Origin of the sequence: Streptomyces sp. NPDC037389 (assembly GCF_040636475.1) — a bacterium.
GTDB classification, from domain to species: Bacteria; Actinomycetota; Actinomycetes; order Streptomycetales; family Streptomycetaceae; genus Streptomyces; species Streptomyces hesseae.
On sequence record NZ_JBEZUS010000009.1, the window covers coordinates 30,715 to 47,395 of the forward strand.

12 protein-coding genes are annotated in these 16,681 nt (G+C 69.1%); 4 read left to right on the forward strand and 8 right to left on the reverse strand.

The window, feature by feature from the left end; all coding sequences use genetic code 11:
- Nucleotides 1–148 precede the first annotated feature (148 nt).
- From AB0E98_RS20745 to AB0E98_RS20760, 4 genes are all read right to left on the reverse strand, one after another.
- Nucleotides 149–1,675 carry a glycoside hydrolase family 3 protein gene (locus tag AB0E98_RS20745; RefSeq protein WP_361704614.1) on the reverse strand — a complete coding sequence of 509 codons (1,527 nt, stop codon included), beginning with the start codon at nucleotides 1,673–1,675 and terminating at the stop codon, nucleotides 149–151.
- A gap of 10 nt (nucleotides 1,676–1,685) precedes the next feature.
- The gene (locus AB0E98_RS20750; RefSeq protein ID WP_361704616.1) at nucleotides 1,686–2,525 is read right to left on the reverse strand and encodes a carbohydrate ABC transporter permease; all 840 of its coding nucleotides are present in this window, start codon (nucleotides 2,523–2,525) and stop codon (nucleotides 1,686–1,688) included.
- Nucleotides 2,522–3,502 (reverse strand): sugar ABC transporter permease, encoded by a 981-nt coding sequence (locus tag AB0E98_RS20755; protein WP_361704619.1) that lies wholly within the window; start codon nucleotides 3,500–3,502, stop codon nucleotides 2,522–2,524. The genes AB0E98_RS20750 and AB0E98_RS20755 overlap by 4 nt, the downstream gene beginning before the upstream one ends.
- A gap of 106 nt (nucleotides 3,503–3,608) precedes the next feature.
- Nucleotides 3,609–4,880, reverse strand: a complete 1,272-nt coding sequence (locus tag AB0E98_RS20760; protein ID WP_361704622.1) for an extracellular solute-binding protein — start codon at nucleotides 4,878–4,880, stop codon at nucleotides 3,609–3,611.
- Between the two features lie 256 nt (nucleotides 4,881–5,136).
- Between AB0E98_RS20760 and AB0E98_RS20765 the strand changes: the two genes are divergently transcribed.
- The 3 genes from AB0E98_RS20765 to AB0E98_RS20775 all read left to right on the forward strand — a co-directional run bounded on the left by AB0E98_RS20765 (nucleotide 5,137) and on the right by AB0E98_RS20775 (nucleotide 6,736).
- Nucleotides 5,137–5,907 carry a GntR family transcriptional regulator gene (locus AB0E98_RS20765; RefSeq protein WP_361704625.1) on the forward strand — a complete coding sequence of 257 codons (771 nt, stop codon included), beginning with the start codon at nucleotides 5,137–5,139 and terminating at the stop codon, nucleotides 5,905–5,907.
- 107 nt (nucleotides 5,908–6,014) lie between these two features.
- The gene (locus AB0E98_RS20770) at nucleotides 6,015–6,236 is read left to right on the forward strand and encodes a hypothetical protein (protein WP_311614457.1); all 222 of its coding nucleotides are present in this window, start codon (nucleotides 6,015–6,017) and stop codon (nucleotides 6,234–6,236) included.
- Nucleotides 6,233–6,736 carry a hypothetical protein gene (locus AB0E98_RS20775; protein ID WP_361704627.1) on the forward strand — a complete coding sequence of 168 codons (504 nt, stop codon included), beginning with the start codon at nucleotides 6,233–6,235 and terminating at the stop codon, nucleotides 6,734–6,736. The genes AB0E98_RS20770 and AB0E98_RS20775 overlap by 4 nt, the downstream gene beginning before the upstream one ends.
- 3 nt (nucleotides 6,737–6,739) lie before the next feature.
- Here AB0E98_RS20775 and AB0E98_RS20780 read toward each other — a convergent pair whose 3' ends face one another.
- The 4 genes from AB0E98_RS20780 to AB0E98_RS20795 form a co-directional block, all read right to left on the reverse strand.
- Nucleotides 6,740–8,377 carry a lytic murein transglycosylase gene (locus AB0E98_RS20780; RefSeq protein WP_361704629.1) on the reverse strand — a complete coding sequence of 546 codons (1,638 nt, stop codon included), beginning with the start codon at nucleotides 8,375–8,377 and terminating at the stop codon, nucleotides 6,740–6,742.
- Between the two features lie 114 nt (nucleotides 8,378–8,491).
- Nucleotides 8,492–10,378, reverse strand: coding sequence for an FG-GAP-like repeat-containing protein (locus AB0E98_RS20785; protein WP_361704631.1), 1,887 nt, complete (start codon nucleotides 10,376–10,378; stop codon nucleotides 8,492–8,494).
- Nucleotides 10,379–10,486: 108 nt separating this feature from the next.
- Nucleotides 10,487–12,073 carry a trypsin-like serine protease gene (locus AB0E98_RS20790; RefSeq protein WP_361704634.1) on the reverse strand — a complete coding sequence of 529 codons (1,587 nt, stop codon included), beginning with the start codon at nucleotides 12,071–12,073 and terminating at the stop codon, nucleotides 10,487–10,489.
- Between the two features lie 82 nt (nucleotides 12,074–12,155).
- Nucleotides 12,156–12,638, reverse strand: coding sequence for a hypothetical protein (locus AB0E98_RS20795; RefSeq protein ID WP_361704637.1), 483 nt, complete (start codon nucleotides 12,636–12,638; stop codon nucleotides 12,156–12,158).
- 440 nt (nucleotides 12,639–13,078) lie between these two features.
- Between AB0E98_RS20795 and AB0E98_RS20800 the strand changes: the two genes are divergently transcribed.
- Entirely contained in the window at nucleotides 13,079–16,672 is a 3,594-nt protein-coding gene (locus tag AB0E98_RS20800; RefSeq protein ID WP_361704640.1) for an ALF repeat-containing protein, read from the forward strand.
- Nucleotides 16,673–16,681 lie beyond the last annotated feature (9 nt).

A 16,681-nucleotide genomic window follows, 5' to 3' on the forward strand; every position in this document is an offset into this window, starting at 1 on the left:
CCTCACCACGCACGCCACATGCCTCTTCGGACACATGGCGCGCATGACATTCGTGCACTTGCAGTTTTTGTCGATCTTCAGTTTTGAACGACGGCGATCGGCCCCCGCCGGTGAGCCCGGCGGTGCCGAACCGTCGCGGCCCGGGGGGTCAATCCCCCGCGATCGCCTCAGCGGCAGCGATCCCGCACACCCGCGCCGCCCCATGCGTGGCGATGTGCAGCGCACCGCTCGGCGGCGCCTCGTTGAGCCCCATCTCCACCACGACCGTGTCCGGCCGTGCCGCCAGCAGCGTCCCGAGGGCCCGGGCCATCCACGGATGCCGGTGGACGTCGCGGACGACCGCGACGATCCGTCGCTCCCCCGCCGCCGCGAGCACCGCTTCCGCCCCGGCCGACTCCGGCCCGTAGGTCTCGGTGAGCGTCCCGGGCCGCAGCCGCGCGAGCTCCGCTCCCACGCCCCACGGCGTCTCGTCGCCGACGGCGATGTTGGCGACGGGAGTGAAGGCGGCGACGTACACGGGCCCGGCGGGAGCCGCCTCGTACCCCACCCCGGAGCGCGTGATCCGCAGCGCGCGTCGCGCGGCGACCAGCCCCACGTCGGGGTCGGACGCCGACGGATCCGGGCGCGCCGCCGAGGACGTCCAGCCCGCCAGAGCCCGTACCCGCTCCGCCGCGTCGGCGAGCCGCTCCTCCGGCAGTTCCCCGCCGCGCACGGCCGCGACGAGCGCGTCGCGCAACCGGAGCACGGTCTCCTCGTCGGCCAGGCCGCCCCCGACGCAGATCGCGTCGGCGCCCGCCGCGATGGCCATGACGCTGCCGCGTTCGATGCCGTACGTACCGGCGATCGCCCGCATCTCCATGCCGTCGGTGACGATCAGGCCGTCGAAGCCGAGACCGCCGGCGGTGACGGGCGCGCGCAGCAGCCCGTGGAGAGCGAGGGGGCTGAGCGTGGCGGGCAGGGCGGCGTCGAGCGCGGGCAGCAGGATGTGCGCGCTCATCACGGCCTTCGTGCCGGCCGTGACGGCCGCCCGGAAGGGCACCAGTTCGCGTGCGTGGAGCGTCGCGAGGTCCGCGTCGATGCGGGGCAGGTCGTGGTGGGAGTCGACGGCGGTGTCGCCGTGGCCGGGGAAGTGCTTGGTGCAGGCGGCGACCCCGGCGGCCTGGAGGCCCTCGACGTACGCGGCGGTGTGCCGGGCGACGAGCGCCGGGTCGGCGCCGAAGGACCGTACGCCGATGACGGGGTTGTCGGGGTCGGAGTTGACGTCCCCGGAGGGCGCCCAGTTGAGGTTGACGCCGCAGGCGGCCAGGCGGCGGCCCAGCTCATGGGCGACGGCGCGGGTGAGCGCGGGGTCGTCGACGGTGCCGAGGGCGAGGTTGCCGGGGAAGGAGGAGCCCGTACGGACCTCCAGCCGGGTGACGTCGCCGCCCTCCTCGTCGATGGCGACGAGGACGTCGTCGCGTTCGGCGCGCAGCCGCGCGGTCAGGGCGGCGAGCTGTTCGGGGGAGGCGATGTTGCGGCCGAACAGGCCGACGGAGGAGAGGCCTTCGCCGAGCCTGCGCAGCAGCCAGTCGGGGGCGGTCGTCCCGGTGAAGCCGGGCTGGAGGACGGTCAGGGCGTCCCGGGTGAGGCTGTCGGGGTTGCTCCGGCTGTCCCGGTGCTGGGTGAGGATGGTCATGTCGATGCTCCTAGCCCTTCACTGCGCCGGACGTGAGGCCTCCGACCGCCTTGCGCTGGAGGATGACGAACAGGACGAGGATCGGGATCGCGAAGAGCGAGGAGGCGGCCATGGTGGCGCCCCAGTCGTCGCCGAAGGTGGTGCGGAAGCCGGTCAGCCACAGCGGGAGGGTCTGCGATCCGGGGTCCTTGTTGAGGATCAGGACCATCGGGAACTCGTTCCAGACGGTGATGAAGCCGAAGAGCGAGGTGGCCATCAGGCCGGGCGCCAGCAGCGGGAAGATCACCCGGATGAAGGCCTGGGTGCGGGTGCACCCGTCGACCATGGCGGACTCCTCCAGTTCCTTGGGCACGGCGGCGACGTAGCCGCGCAGCGTCAGGACGGTGAAGGGCAGCACCATGACGGTGTAGATGGCGATGAGCGGCGGCAGGCTGTTCAGCATGTCCGCGTCGCGCACGATCATGTAGTACGCGATGACCATCACCTCCCAGGGCGCCATCTGGGCCATCATCATCACGAGGATGAAGCTCTTGCGGCCCTTGAAGCGCATGCGCGCGACGGCGAAGGACGCCAGCAGCGCGATGACGAGCGACAGGGCGACGGCCACCAGGGTCACGGTGAGGGAGTTCCCGACGAACGTCCAGAAGCCGTCGGCGCTCACCGCCCTGTCGAAGTGCTCGAAGGTGGGGTTCGAGGGGAACCAGACGGGGCTGTCGCTGACGATGTCCTTGTTGGCCTTGAAGGCCGTGGCGAACATCCAGTAGACGGGGAAGGCGAAGAAGGCGAAGAGGACGACCGCCGTCGCCCCCGGCCAGACGCGACCGACGGTCCTGGGCAGTGAACGCCTCACAGCTCGTCCTCCTCTTGCTTGAGAACCAGGCGCAGATAGTGGGCCGTCAGCGCCAGCAGAATGACGATGGTGAGGATGGAGATCGCCGCGCCCATGCCGAAGTGCTGGCTGCCCATGCCCTCCTGGAAGGCGTAGACGGGCAGGGTCTCGGTGAGCCGGTCGGGGCCGCCCTCGTTGATCGCGAAGACCTGGGTGAAGGACTTGAAGACCCAGATGACCTCAAGGAAGGTCGTGGCGAGGAAGAACGGCTTGAGGAAGGGGAAGGTCACCGAGGTGAACTGCTTCCAGGTGCCCGCGCCGTCCAGCGAGGCGGCCTCGTAGAGCTCCTTGGGGATCGTGGTCGTGGCGGCGTAGAGGTTTATCGCCACGAAGGGCACCGACTGCCAGACGATCAGCACGGTGATCACGAAGAAGGTGGAGAGCTGGTCGCCGGTCCAGTTGTAGCCGGCCATGGAGTGCCGGCCGAGCGCGTCGAGGAGGTAGTTGACGACGCCGAAGCGCTGGTCGAAGAGCCACTGGAAGACGGTGGTCGCGGCGACGACGGGCATGGCCCAGGCGAGGACGAGGCCGAGCGAGAGCAGCAGTCGCGTCTTCGTGCCGAGCCGGGCGAGCAGCAGGCCGATCAGACAGCCCACCACCATGATCAGGACGACGTTGGCGGCGGTGAAGACCACCGAGCGGCCGGTGACGTGCCAGAACTCGGAACTGCCGAGGACGCTGTCGTAGTTGTCGACGCCGGTCCACTCGGTGACGCGCTGGATCAGCTGGCGCTTGTTGAGGTTCTGGAAGGACAGCAGGCCGTTCTTCACCAGCGTCCAGCCGAGCAGCAGTACGACGGCGGCGACGGTGGGGAGGATCAGCAGGTAGGGCAGGCTTCTCGCCGCGCGTTCCCGGTCGCGGCGGGGCGGCGGGGCGCCGCCTTTGCCGATCCGGGGCGTCGGGCCGGTGGCCGCCGCCTCTTCGATCTGCGCTGACATCGTCGTCCGCCTTCTCCCCTGTGGAACGGTTGTGCGTGCTGCGGGGTCCCGTACGGGCCGCCCCCACGGCGGCCCGTACGGGACCGGTCGGATCGCTGTCGGAGGACTACTGCTTCTGGGCGAGGCGCTTGTTCATGTCGCCCTCGACCTGCTTGGCGGCCTCCTCCGGCGACTTGCCGCCCAGAACAGCCGTCATATAGGCCTTGATCGGGTTCGGCGCGTTCTCCACGTTGGCCCACTCGGGGATCAGCGGAGTGGTGCCACCGGTCCTGGCGGCGGGGGCGGCGGCCTCGGCGGCCGGCTGACCCTTCAGGTTGGTCAGCAGCGCGTCCTTGTTGGGGAGCGAGCCGACCTCCTTGGCCAGCGCGCCCTCGTTCTTGTCGGACAGCGCGATCTTCAGGAACTCCTTGGCGAGGTCCTTCTTCTTGCTGCCCTCGGAGACGGCGAGGTTGGAGCCGCCGAGGAAGACGCCCTCGGGCTTGCCGGCGGTCTCACCGGGGATGGTGAAGTAGCCGATCTCCTTCTCGATCTCCGGGTTCGCCTTGACGGCGGTGGCGGCCTCCCAGCCCATGCCGATGAAGGCGCCGGTCTTGCCCTTGGCGAAGACGTCGGCCTGCTGCGGGGTGGCCTCGTCCTTGTCCTTGGGGGCCTTGCTGTAGGACTGGTACTTCTTGTAGACCTCCATGGCCTTGGCGACCTTGGGGTCGCCGAGGTTGGAGACGTACTTCTTGCCGTCCTTCTTCACCAGGTCGGCGCCGGTGCCGATGGTCAGGCCGTCGAAGAAGTACCAGTTCTGGCCGGGCAGGTAGAGCGGCTCGGCGTCGCCCTTCTGCTGAATGGCCTCAAGGTCCTTGAAGAACTCGTCACGGGTCTTCGGGGCGTCCTTGATGCCCGCGTCGGCCCAGATCTTCTTGTTGTAGATGACGACGCGGCTGGCGGCGTACCAGGGGGCGGCGTACTGCTTGCCCTCGAAGACGGCCGGCTTGTTGAGGGAGTCGGTCCAGTCCCCGCCGATCTCCTTCTTCAGGTCGTCCAGCTGGGCGAGGCCACCGGTCTGGGCGTAGGAGGGCGTCTGGGTGTTGCCGACCTCCACGACGTCCGGCGGGCTGGACTCGGAGAGGGCGGTGGTGAGCTTCTGCTGAATGCCGTCCCACTTCTGGACCTGGACATTGAGCTTGACACCGGTCTTCTGTTCGAACTCGGCCTGGACGGCCTTGGTCCAACCCGGTGGATTCGAGCCATCCATGAACCAGACAGTGAGGCTCTTGTCCTTGGAACCGCCATCGGCCGATCCCTTGTCACTGTCGCTGGACCCACAGGCAGCAACACTCACCAGCATGGCCACGACGCCCGTCGCCGCTATGAGCCCTCGCTTCACAGCACTCTCCCTTGAGGACCGAATGTGGTCTTTAATGGTTTAGACCAGTGCCCGCAGCTTGGCCTAGACCTTTTGGGGTGTCAAGGGTGTATAAGAGTCGCTGTCGGCTCCGTTACCGGACCGACACCTCGAGGTCGACCCGGGTATCTCCGGTCTCCTCGGGCTCTGCCCGTGCCACCATGTGACCGCTACAGACACGGAGGAGCCGGTGACGGCAGCAGGATCATCGGAGTCGGGAAGGTCGGGAAGGCACGCCATGGCGACCGAGGGCGAGACGGCGGAGGGCGGCAGCGCCGCGAGCGGCGGACGGACCGCGCGTGTTCCCAAGTATTACCGGCTCAAACGGCACTTGCTGGATATGACCGAAACCATGCCTCCCGGTACTCCCGTACCGCCGGAGCGCACCCTGGCCGCCGAGTTCGACACCTCCCGTACGACGGTGCGTCAGGCCCTCCAGGAACTGGTGGTCGAGGGCCGGCTGGAGCGCATCCAGGGCAAGGGCACGTTCGTCGCCAAGCCCAAGGTCTCCCAGGCCCTCCAACTGACCTCCTACACGGAGGACATGCGCGCCCAGGGCCTGGAGCCCACCTCCCAGCTCCTCGACATCGGCTACGTCACCGCCGACGACCGCCTCTCCGAGCTCCTCGACATAGTGCCCGGCGGCCGCGTCCTGCGCATCGAACGCCTGCGGCTCGCCAGCGGCGAGCCCATGGCGATCGAGACCACCCACCTGTCGGCGAAGCGCTTCCCGGCCCTGCGCCGCAGCCTGGTGAAGTACACCTCCCTCTACACCGCGCTGGCCGAGGTCTACGACGTCCACCTCGCGGAGGCGGAGGAGACCATCGAGACCTCCCTGGCCACCCCGCGCGAGGCCGGCCTGCTGGGCACGGACGTGGGCCTGCCGATGCTGCTGCTCTCACGCCACTCGCTGGACGCGGAGGGCAAGCCGGTGGAGTGGGTGAGATCGGTGTACCGGGGCGACCGCTACAAGTTCGTGGCGAGGCTGCGACGGCCGGTGGCGGAGTAAGGACCACCTCAAGGTTCACCCACCGACTTCATGACCATTCGATGAGCGTTCCGCAAACATGACCTTGGGGCGGGCCCGTTGTCAGTGGCACCCCCTAGCCTGAGGGCATGTCATGCAACGCGACCCTGACCCCGACCCCGGAGCAGCTCAACCACGAGATACGCACGTTCCTCACGGCCCGTCGCGGCCGCACGCTGACCAGCGCCGAGCGCGATGTCTACGAGCGGCTGCGGGCCGAATGGCTGGCGGCGGGCCGCCGCGCCCGGTACATGACGGTTCCCCGACCCGCTCGCACCTCGGCCTGCGGGGCACGTACGGTATCGGAATGAGCCACGCCGTCGACGCGGTCGATGCCGCCGCGATCGCCCTGAACGACCGCTCCTGGACCCCCTCGGACCACGAGCTGACCCTCGCTCGCGACTTCTTCACACGTCGCGACGCCATACCGCAGCGACTACTGCCGGGCATGCCCATGTCCCCCAGCCCCCAAGGCTGGGTCACCCAGCACGTCCTCTGGCTGGAAGACGTCGCCCACCTCGCCGGAGAGCTGCTGGACGCCTGGCGCGGCTGGCTCCCGGACAGCCACATGCTCGGCCTCCTCGGCGCCTACGGCGGCCTGGCCCGCACCGCCACCCCCCTCGCGGCCCGCCTCGGCCGCGACTGGACCGCCGAGTGGCAGGCCCCGCCCTCGAAGCAGGAGACCTCCTCCTGGGAGGACTGGCATCTCCCGACGGAACAGCGCCGGCAGCTCGACGCGCTGACCGACCGTCTGGTCCTGATCGGCGCGGTCATGGTGATGGCCGTCAACCGCGGCGAGACGGGGCACTGACGCTCACGCGGTGACGGTGAGCTCGACGTCCAGGGTGACACCGTCGGCGGCGGTGAGCCGGAGGACGTACGTACCGGGATTCCCGTCGGCGTGGATCGCCGGAAGGGTGACCACGCCATCGGCGCCGGGCGGAGGCAGGACGAGGGTGCGGACGGCCTTGCCCGACGCGTCGGAGAAGTACGGGCCGAGGGTGTTCTCGGCGGTGTTCTCCTTGCTCGTGAGGAAGGTCGCGGTAAGCACCGTGCCGAGGGCGGGCTGCCCATAGCGGGTGGCCTTGACCTGCGGACTCTCGGCGAAGGTGCCGCCGGCCGGTGCGCTCGGGGGCTGTTCGCCGATCCGCGTCAGGGCATCGGCGGTGGCGGAGGAGGAGAGCCGGGCGTTCACCTGGAACGTCACGTCCTTGCCCGCGGTGGTCGCCATGACGACAAAGCCGCCCGGCCGGTCACCGACGCGTATGCGCGGCGCGACGGCGATGCCCTGGGCGTCGGTGGCGACAGTGACCGTCGTGGCGTCCTCGTGCCCGGGGAAACGCGCGTCGGTGTCGGCGCCGACGATCTCGAAAGCGACGTCGGCTCCGGAGACGGGGTCGCCGTGGGCGTTGCTCGCCCGTACCCGCGCGACCTGGTCGAGGTCCTGTCCGGTCTCGGCGTCGCGGCTCGGCTCCCCGAGAGGGGTGAGACGGGTGACGGTTCGGGGGTCGGGCTCGGGCCGGGGCTCGGGTTCAGGCGTGGGCTTGGGCGTGGGCTTGGGCGTGGGCTTCGGCAGGGGCTTGGGCTGCGGCTTCTCCCCCGGCCCGGGGGCGGTCGTCCGCACGGCGGCGTGCGCCGAGGTGACGGACCGCCCGTCGGCCGGGTCCGGGCGATGGGGGACGGCCGGGGTGTCGTCGGGGAGGGCGGTGACCTTGCCGCCCTGGTACGTCCGCATCCACTCCAGGACGGCGTTGACGTATTCACGGGAGTTGTTGTAGCTGAGGATCGCCTTGTCGAGGTCGGCGGGATCCGTGAGGTTCCGGTCACCGGCGCAGAGGTAGCGGGCGGTGCCGAGGGCGGCGTCGTAGATGTTGTTGGGGTCCTTGACCCCGTCGCCATTGCCGTCGGCGCCCCAGGTGACCCAGGTGGAGGGGATGAACTGGGTGGGGCCGACGGCACGGTCGTACTCGGTGTCCCCGTCCCAGCGTCCGCCGTCGGTGTCGCGGATGAGCGCGAACTGCTTCCCGTCCAGCCTCGGCCCCCGGATGGGCTGCTCGGTGGACCCGTCGGTGCGCAGCCCGTACCCGGAAGCGTGCACGGACTCCACACGCCCGATCCCGGCGACCAGCTCCCACGGGATCCGGCACCCCGGCTGGCTCGCGGCCAGCGCCTGCGCGGCCTTCTTGTAGGCGTCCAGCGCGGTGGCCGGAATCCCGGCGTCCCCGTTGGCGGACGGGCCCGGCTGCTGCGGGGGCTTCCGCAGATCGGGGAGGACGAGATTCGGCACGCCCCTGGACGGGCCGGCCTGCGCACTGTCCGGCCCGGGCGCGGCCGGGTTCGCCTGTGCGGTGAGCGGCCCCGCGGCGGCGGCCGTGGAGAGGGACACGACGAGCGTGATCCCGCACAGCCCGCGGCGGGTGCGGCCGGTGAGGTGGATGGGGGCGAGCTTCATGGGGGCGGCGGGTTTCCTGACGTATGAACTACTGAACTGCTGAACGCTGCTGAACTGCTGCGATGCGATGCGGGCGTGGGGCCGGCACACAAGGTGCCGGCCCCACGGGGTGATTCAGCGCTTCAGGTCGCTGTTCCAGGCCTTCACGGGAGCGTTGAAGCCGCTGCCGTTGCTGATGAAGGTCCACAGGCCGACCGACGTACGGCCGTCGGCACCCTGGCCGTAGTCGTACGTGACGCCGATGTCGGCCTTGCCGTCACCGTTGAAGTCGCCGGCGGTGAGCTCGCTCGCGGCCCAGTTCCAGCTGTCGACCGTGGTGCCGCTCTCCCAGACCTTGCGGGGGTCGGTGAAGCCGTCCTTGGTGCCGGAGAAGACCCACAGGCCGGTCTTGCTCTTGCCGGAGACCTTGCCGTAGTCGTACAGGACGGCGATGTCGGCCTTGCCGTCACCGTTGAAGTCACCGGCCGTGACCTTGCTGGCCTCCCAGATCCAGCTGCGGCCCTCCCACGTCAGGCTGTTCCAGACCTTGCGGTGCTCGACGAAGCCGTTGCTGTTGTCGGCGATGAGCCACAGGGCCGTCTCGTTGCGGCTGTCGGAGGTCGTGCCGTTGCCGTAGAGGACGGCGATGTCGCTCTTGCCGTCGCCGTTGAAGTCACCGGCGACCATCTTGCTGCTGTTCCAGTTCCAGCTGGTCGAGCCGCTTTCCCAGGTCTTGCGGGGTTCGGCGAAGCCGTTGCCGTTGCTGGTGAAGGTCAGCAGGCCGCTCTCGTTGCGGGATCCGTTGTTGCCGTAGTTGTAGAGGACGGCGATGTCGGCCTTGCCGTCGCCGTTGAAGTCACCGGCGGCGACCTTGCTGGCGTCCCAGTTCCAGCTCTTCCAGGAGCTGGAAGAGCTCTCCCAGACCTTCACGGGGGCGTTGAAGCCGGTCCCGGTGCCGGTGAAGGTGAACAGACCGGTCCGGTAGAGGCCGTCGGCGGTCTTGCCGTAGTTGTACAGTGCGGCGATGTCGGCCTTGCCGTCGCCGTTGAAGTCACCGGACGTCAGCTTGACGGCGTCCCACCGCCAGCTGTCCGAGCCGGTGTCCCACACGGCGCGCGGCTCCTTGAAGCCTTCGCCGGTGGCGGTGTGGACCCACAGCGCCGCCCGGCCCCGGCCGTCCTTCGACGGACCGTAGTCGGTCAGCATGGCGACATCGGCCTTGCCGTCGCCGTCGAAGTCGCCGGTGGTCGTCACGTAGCGCTTCGGGAGAGCACGCACCTGCTGGACCCAGAAGGCGATGTCGTCGGTCCGGCTCGCGACGGCGCCCTTGCGGGTCTCGGCCTCGTTCCCGAAGCAGCCGCCCTGCCAGGAGGTGCTGCTGACGGCGACCAGCTCCTCGCGCCCGCCGCGCTCCCGCACCACCGGCCCGCCGGTGTCGCCCTTGCAGACGGCCCCGTCCTTGCCGGTGATGTCGAGGCTGGTGCCCTTCACGGCGTCGACGCCGAAGGCACCTGAGTGCACACGGTCCGGCACCCACTCGTCCTTGGTGCGGCCGTAGCCGGCGACCCGCAGGACGTCCCCCTTGGCGGGGGCGCCGCTGCCGAGTTCCGTAGGCTTGACGTCGGCGACGGGGGCGGCGAGCCGTGCCATGACGAGGTCGCGGTCGCCACGCGGGACGAGCTCGACGACGTCCCGCACCTGCCCGGCCTCGGTGGCGAGATCCGCCCGGCCGACGGTCGCCTTGGTCTTCAGCTGGGGCGCCCCGGGAGCGACCTTGCCGCCCGGCTGCGCGGTGTCGGCGAAGCAGCTGCCGGCGGTCAGCACCCACTGCTCGTCGACAAGCGTGCCGGTGCAGGCGCGCTGACCCTCGCCGATGTCGAGCTTGACGGTGGAGACGTACTGGCCGTCCTTGGCCACGTCGCCGATGACGGCGTGTGCGGGGGTGGCGACCAGCGCGCCGGTCGCGACAACAGTGGTGAGGAAACCGGCTGCCCACGCTGCGCGCGAACTACTGCGGTTCATGTGTTCTTCCTTGAGAGTCGTGAGCGAGCGCGGGCAGGACACGCTCAGGTCCGGCCGCCGCCGTGCGCGGCGGGCGGCCGGACCGTGGTTGATATGCGTCGGGCCGTTTCAGCCGACGAGCTGGACCTCGCCGTGCGTGCCGGCGGCGTCGATGCCGGGGTAGTAGCTGACGTTGCCGTCGTTCCACCCGACGAGGACGTCGTTCGGGCCCTTGCCGGGGACGGTGAAGGAGCCGACCGTCAGCGTCCGGGCGTTCTTCCACGCCGAGCCGACGGGCCGGACGGTGATCCGGCTGCCGTGGTATCCGGCGGTGTCGACACCCGGGAAGATCTGGGCCTGGCCGTCGTTCCAGCGGATGAGGAGGTCGGCGGTCTTTTTGCCGGTGAACTCGCCGGCGCTGATCTGGACGGCGTTCTTCCAGCCGTTGTCAGCCTTCGTCAGCTGGGTCTCCTTCTTGACCCCGTTGACGTCCGTGTCGGAGTACATCGACGTGGAGCCGTCCTCCCACAGCACGAGCAGGTCGTCGCGCAGGGCGTTGGCGGTGAAACGGCCAGCCGTGATGAGGCGGGCGTTCTTCCACGAGTCGCTGCGGGCGAGGGTCTTCTCGTCGTGGACACCCTTCTCGTCGACGTGGGTGTACGTCGAGAGCTTGCCGCTGGCCCAGCGGACGGTGATGCCGTCGGAACCGTTCTCGGTGAACTTGCCGCCGGTGACGGCCCTGGCGTCCTGCCAGTAGCTGCCCTTGTCGGCGATCTTGTACTCGGCGGAGAAGGGCTGCTTCGGGTCGTCGTGGTCGGCACCCTGGAAGAGCGTGGCCTCGCCGTCCTTCCAGACGACGAACAGGTCCATGCGGCGCTTGCCGTCGTTCGAGCCACCGGTGAAGTAGCCGGACACGGTGTGGGCAGCGTACTTCCAGCTCGAGCGCGGTAGGAGGGTGCGAGAGGAGACCGACTGGATCCATCCCGCGATGTCGTCGACCCGTGTGTCGACGGCGCCCTTGCGGGTCTCGGCCTCATTGCCGAAGCAGCCGCCTTGCCAGGACGTGCTGTTGACGCCGACGAGCTCGTAGCGACCGCCCACCTCGCGGAGGGCGGGGCCACCGGTGTCGCCCTTGCACAGGACAGCGTCCTCGGCCTTGCCGGTGAGGCTGATCGTGGTGTCCTTGACGGCACCGGCGGTGAACTTCGCGTAGTGCAGGTTGTCCGGCACCCACTCGGTCTTGGTACGGCCGAAGCCGGCCGCCCACAGCTCCTCGCCGGCCAGCGGGGCGCTGACTCCCAGGTTGGCGGGGGTGATGCCGGTGACCGGCTTGTCCAGCTTCGCCATCACCAGGTCGCGGTCCTCACGCGGGACGAGCTCCACGACGTTGGCGACCGTACCCGAGTCCCGCGTCAGGTCCGCACGGCCGATGACAGCGGTGGTCTTCAGCCTCGGCGCGCCTGCGGCGACCTTGAAGTCCTTCGCGGGGTCGTCGGCGAAGCAACTCGCCGCGGTGACCAGCCACTGCTTCTCGACCAGCGTGGCCGAGCAGCCGCGCTCACCACCGATGTCGAGCTTCGCGGTGAAAGGGAACGAGCCGTCCTTGGCACTCGGGCCCACGACGGCGCTCGCCGGAGCGGCGGTCAGCAGGCCGGAACCGACGGCGGTCGCGAGGAGCCCAGCGGCCCATGCGACGCGCGTACGGCTGACAAACATGTTTCTTCTTTTCTTTCTCGGTTCGGGAATCGCCGAAGGCTTACGGGATGCCGAAGAAGAGGCGCCCTGGAATCGTTGCTGGTCAGCCGGTTACGCGAAGCTCGACCAGGGTGGTGGACTTGCCGGGCGGAGAGCCGCCCTCACCGACGCCCTTGTAGCCGTTCTTCGGCACGTCTACGGTCTCGGTCTTGCCGTCGGCGGTGAGCTTGGCCCGGATCGCGTAGTCCTCAGTCGTGAGGTAGAAGGCCTTGGGCACCTCCAGGGTCAGATAGCCGGACTTGCCGTTACCCGTGACCTTGAAGCAGTACTGACCTTCATCGTTGTGGCGCGTCATCACCACGATGTCCTGAGAGGCGGCGCAGTCGGCCAGCAGGATGCGCCCGTCACCCTTGCGGAGAGCGATCCCCTTCTCCTTCAAGATCTTTTCCGCATTCGGGTACTCAAAGGTCTCCACCGCCGAGGGCTGGGTGGCTTCATCGGTTGGCGTGGGAGCCGCGGAAGCCGAGCTCACCGAGACTGCGGCAGCAATAGCGGTGACTGTGCCGACGGCGCCGACGATCAGCATTCCGCGCGCGCGAGATATCACAGAGATTCCCCTCGGATTGTGCAGATGGCGGCAATGCCGCCGGTAATGGCCAGTTAAAGGATCCTTCAAGACGCTATCACCATGAACGCGCAGCCGAGCAATGAGAGGCCATCAACCAGGCCTCACGGGCGGCGCGTCACGGGACGTGACGCCATGTCCAGCCCTTATTGATCAAGGAGACGGCACCCATCGACCCCTTTACTAAAGAAAGAGCGCGACATGTCCACGTCACCTCTTCTCAGAATTTCTGACCCGCCATCAGAAATATAGGTGCCCAGCGAAACAAGATGATCGGCAAGGTTATGCTCACCCGGCCGAATGCGGCATCAGACAGCTCGTGAGATGAGAAAGGCTTTTTGGTGAGGGCAACCGTCTATGCAACCCGGGCGAGAGGGGTGCGGTCGCGCGGCATACGCGCCTTGTCCGCAGGCGTACTACCTCTGGCGCTCGTCGCCGGCATCATTGGCACCGGTCCCGCCCATGCGGCGGATTCATGGGACGAAGACGAGCCCGTCAACCCGATTCCGGCCACCGATCGCGGCCGGGTAGTTCAGCTGTGGAAAGATGGCGGCCCCAGTGTCAAGGCGGCGGCGGAAGCCGCGCTCCTGGGATCGGACGCCGACCTGCGACGCTTCTTGGACAGCGAGCAGGAAATCGCCGAGCGCCATGACGATCGCGTCACCGCCGTTCAGCTGCATTCCATGGGCGGCCAGGGGGTCCGCGAAGCAGCCCAGAAGGCATTGGCCGGCACCCATGATGACCTGCGGAAATTCCTCAAGGACGGCTGGAAGAAGCCGCTCGAGCAGGACCAGCGCGTTCAGGTCGCCCAGATTGTCAGCGCCGGCGGGCCCGGAGTCCAGGAAGCCGGTCAAGCTGCGATCAAGAGCTCGATCGAGGACGTCAGAAAGTTCCTCGACAAAGGCCAGCACACCGCCCGTCAGGCGGACAACCGCGTCCGCGTCGTCCAGATTCTGAGCGGTGGCGGGCCGACCACCAAGGAGGCTGCGAGGCTCGCCCTCAAGGGGACCCCTGACGACATCCAGGAGTTCCTGAACGTAGGCCAGTACGTCGCTCGTTCACGGGACCAGGAACGTGCGACCGTCTCGCAGCTGGCCGAGCAGGCCAAGGAAGCGGGCGCGCAGGCCAAGCGCGAGACCATCGCCGCGAAGGCGGCCTCGGACCGCGCGGTAGCCGCTGCCCAGCTTGCGAAGGAAGCCGCTCAGAAGGCGGCGAAGGAGACAGAGGAAGCCCGCAAGGACGCGAATCGGGCCGCCGGTGCGGCCAGTCGCGCCGCCCAGGCTGCGCGGAGTGCAGCTGAGGCCGCGCAGGAAGCCATCAGCGCCGCGCGGGCCGCCAACCAGTCGGCCCGTGTCGCGGCCGCAGCAGCGGAGCAAGCCGCTGCCGCAGCTGCGGGCGCCGCACAGGCAGCGGCTCGGGCACGTGGCGCCGCCGCCGACGCCGCCACGGACGCCGGCAACGCCTCGGCCGCGCGCCAGGCCGCGGAGAACGCCCGTAAGGCGGCCCAGGCCGCCGACGACTCGGGCATCGCCGCCGGCCACGCGATGGACGCCTCCCGGGAGGCCGCGGCCGCGGCGAAGGCCGCGGCCGGTGCCGGCGGCAACGCCGACGCCGCTGCCGCCGCAGCAGACGAGGCCAACAGCCTCGCCGACGCCGCCGGTGCCCACTCTGCCGAGTCAGCCGCGGCCGCGGCCGCGGCTCACCGCCACGCACGCGAGGCGACCCGCGCGGCGAACGCCGCGGCGGCTCTCGCCGAGGAATCCGCGCAGGCCGCGCAGGAAGCCCAGACCTGGGCCCGTTCGGCCGCCAATCACGCCCGGAAGGCGGCCGACGCAGCCGAGGAGGCGGCCAAGCAGGCGGGGGAGGCGGCCAAGGCCGCCGATCAGGCCAAGGAGCACGCCAAGGCCGCCAAGGAGGCCGCCGATGTCGCGACCGGCGCGGTGAAGAAGGCGCGAGAGGTCCACGACCTCGCGCGCAAGATCGAGGCAGAGCAGCTCAACGCCCGTACCGCGGCGGCGATCGAGAAGGCCAAGGACCTCAAGGCCGAGAACGACAAGCGCAAGGCGGAGGCGGCCGACAAGGCCAAGGACACACAGGCTCTGGAGGACGAGGCGGCACGGCTCGCCGCGGGCGCCGCCAAGCCTGGGGGCGATGCCAAGGAGATCACTTCCAAGGGCCGTCAGCTGGCGCTGTTGACAGCACAGGTCTCCGGCCCGTGGGGCCGGACCGCAGCCGAGGTCGCGCTCGCCGGCTCGGATGACGCCATGCGGGAATACGTGCGCACCGGCTGGAAGCGGGCCGCCGATCAGGACGACCGTTCCCGGGTGGTACGGCTCGCCACCGATGGCCTGTCGGACAAGGTCAAGCAGGAGGCCAAGAAGGCCCTCGACGGCGACACGAAGCAGATCAGCGAATTCCTCCTCAACGGTCAGCACAAGACCGCCGCCATCGAGTACCGCGTGCGTGCGGCGCAGATCTCCAGCGCCGGTGGGCCGGGTGTGCAGGAAGCGGCTCAGGCCGCGCTGAAGTCAGGTTCGCCCGACAAGCTCCTCGCTTTCCTTGATGAGGGACAGTTCGTCGCGCGGGAGGCCGATGAGCGGGTACGTGCCGCGCAGTTGGTCAGCAGCGGCGATCCGGAGCTCCAGGCCGCCGCCCGGATCGCGCTCGCGGGCCCGCCGCAGCTGCTGCACGACTTCCTCCAACGGGGCCAGTACATGGCCAAGCGCAAGGACCAACTGGCGGCGACGCACATCGCCCAAGTCCAGCGCCTCATCGCTGAGGCCGCAGGAGTCGCGGCGACCGCGCAGCAGAACGCCGCTCAGGCTCAGGAGTCCGCGCTTCGCGCTGCCAAGGCCGCGGAAGAGGCGGACAAGTACGCCAAGCAGGCGAAGGCCTCCGCCGAGGAGGCCGACAAATACGCCAAGCAGGCCGCCCAGTCCGCGAAGGACGCTGCGGCTTCTGCGGCGCAGGCGGCCGAATCGGCCAAGCAGGCGCGCCAGGCTGAAGCCGACGCCCACCAAGCGGCCCTCGACGCGGACAACGCGGCGGCTCGCGCGGAATCCTCCGCTGTTTCCGCCCGCGGTTCGGCCGCCGAGGCCTACGCCGCCGCCAGCGAGGCTCGCTCCTCGGCCGAGAAGGCCGGCAAGGACTCCGATGCCGCTTCGTCGGCCGCGAGCGACGCTTGGTTCGCCGTCGCCGTCCTGCAGGAGAAGGAGTGGCAGAAGGAGTGGGAGGACTACGAGAACCGCCAGCTGACCTCCTCGCTCCAGGGGATGGAGGACGAGTTCCGGGCCGCGCAGAAGAAGGACAAGCGTGGTTGGTTCAGCAAGTTCTGGAACTTCGACAACTGGCTTGAAGACCTCCAGAAGGGCATGGACTACGCGGGCCTGGTCCCTGGGGCCGGTGAACCTTTCGACGGCATCAACTGTGCTGTCTACGGCGCGCGCGGGAAGGGCACCGAAGCCACTCTGTCCTGCTCAGCCATGATCCCCTTCGTCGGCTGGGGGGCTGCTGCGACGAAATTCGGCCTCAAGGAGGCGAAGAACGGAAAGAAGGGCGCCGAGACCCTCGAAGCGTTCCTCAAGGCAAACCGTGAGGCCGGCAGGCCGGCCGAGGTCTGGACTACTCCGAATAAGGCCAGCAAGGGCAACCGATTCCAGCAGGCCGTCGATCACTGGCGCAAGCACGGAGGCGAGTTCCCCGAGCTCAACGGCGCCAAGGAATACGTGACGAAGGCCCACAGCTATCGTCAGCTCATTGACCCGGACACTCCGCCGGCGGGGTACCGCGTGTTCGTTCGCCAGAAGGACTCCGACATCACAGGCTGGGCTGTGTACGAGGAGAAGACGAACACCCTCACCGCGTTCGATAAGAAGGGTCTACCAATTACCATGCACAAGCCGAGGCCCTACGACAAGGAAACCAACCCGAGCGGATACAAGGGCACCCTTGAGGACCATCTGAAGTCCCAGGGGAAGTACGAAAAGGGGCGCTGATGAGCACCC